2 protein-coding genes and 1 pseudogene are annotated in these 1,153 nt (G+C 35.2%); 2 read left to right on the top strand and 1 reads right to left on the bottom strand.

Annotation, left to right across the window (positions count from 1 at the left end; translation table 11 throughout):
• Together rpl2p and C6988_RS09335 are read left to right on the top strand one after the other, a co-directional pair.
• Nucleotides 1-436: pseudogene (gene rpl2p, locus C6988_RS09340) on the top strand (50S ribosomal protein L2); the annotation flags it as partial.
• A gap of 58 nt (nt 437-494) precedes the next feature.
• Nucleotides 495-773 carry an acylphosphatase gene (locus tag C6988_RS09335; protein WP_182134928.1) on the top strand — a complete coding sequence of 93 codons (279 nt, stop codon included), beginning with the start codon at nt 495-497 and terminating at the stop codon, nt 771-773.
• Here C6988_RS09335 and C6988_RS09330 read toward each other — a convergent pair.
• The gene (locus tag C6988_RS09330; RefSeq protein ID WP_182134926.1) at nt 770-1,102 is read right to left on the bottom strand and encodes a DUF5655 domain-containing protein; all 333 of its coding nucleotides are present in this window, start codon (nt 1,100-1,102) and stop codon (nt 770-772) included. The two genes, C6988_RS09335 and C6988_RS09330, sit on opposite strands and share 4 nt — an antisense overlap.
• Nucleotides 1,103-1,153 lie beyond the last annotated feature (51 nt).

Here is a 1,153-nt window from a genome sequence, read left to right as displayed (position 1 = left end):
CATTCCTGATGGAACTATTGTTTGTAATATTGAAAAGAATTTTTGTGATGGCGGTTCAATTGTCAAATCCGCTGGTGGCAACGCCACTGTTTTTTCACACGGAGATGATGGAGTAGTATTGAAACTACCTTCAGGTAAATTTGCAACACTAAACCCAAAAAATCGAGCAATGATTGGAACTTTAGCAGGAGGTGGAGCTTCTGAACGTCCCCTTATGAGTGCAGGTGGAAAATGGAGAAAATTCCGTGCTAAAGGACAAAAATATCCTATTGTACGTGGTGTAGCCCAAGCCGCATATGTTCACCCACATGGAGGTGGAAGACACCAACATGTCGGACAAAGCTCTACTGTTGCCAGAGATACGCCACCTGGCGCAAAGGTCGGCAGTATTGCTGCTAGAAAAACAGGCAGAGCTAGAATTAAAGAAAGAAAGTAGGTTTATTGAATATTTTTTAACCTAAAATTGATTAAAGGCCATTTTAAAAAATAAGTATATGGCCAATCAGCGAGTTCATCTTTTTGTTACAGGTAAGGTTCAAGGAGTTTTTTTTAGACAGGCACTAAAGGTTATGGCTAAAAAAAATAATGTTTCTGGATGGGTGCGAAATCTCAAAGACGGTAGAGTGGAAACTGTAATTGAAGGTGAAGATCTTAATGTAAGCCATGTAGTTGAATGGTGTCATGCAGGTCCTGCAAATGCAAGAGTAGAAGATGTTGAAATCAGGAATGAAAAATTTACTGGTGAATTTTCTAAATTTGATGTTTTGTACTAGTGTATAGTTTCGTAAGCATTTTGCAAAATTGATTGTAAGTTTTTTACATCATCTAAAGTCTTAACTTGAAAAATTTTAGGCATTTCTTTTCGGTCTCTTTGAATTTTTACAATAATGTGGTCATTTTGAGGTTCTAAATCAGTAAACCATCTAAAAGTCATTGATTTTCCAAAAACTATGCGATGCATTCGTACGTCTTCTATTACATTTTTTCCTAAACTTAAGGAAAAATCCCTCAGTTCGTCAAATAATTCTATTACATTATTAGGAATTTGATTTTTAAATTCTTCATAAGTTCGTTTTTTTCCAAAAGAAATAATTCCGTCCATATTTTTTTAGAATTTTTTGATTATAAAGGTAGTAGCACTGTTAGCTCCAGT

This window comes from Nitrosopumilus sp. b1 (assembly GCF_014078545.1).
In the GTDB taxonomy this organism is placed as follows: Archaea; Thermoproteota; Nitrososphaeria; order Nitrososphaerales; family Nitrosopumilaceae; genus PXYB01.
Note: the sequence above shows the minus strand (reverse complement) of the source record. Positions and strands in the feature narration are given on the sequence as shown.

Coding starts and splice junctions, on each gene's coding strand:
- C6988_RS09335 (WP_182134928.1), top strand. CDS start 495: ATGGCCAATCAGCGAGTTCATCTTTTTGTTACAGGTAAGGTTCAAGGA.
- C6988_RS09330 (WP_182134926.1), bottom strand. CDS start 1,102: ATGGACGGAATTATTTCTTTTGGAAAAAAACGAACTTATGAAGAATTT.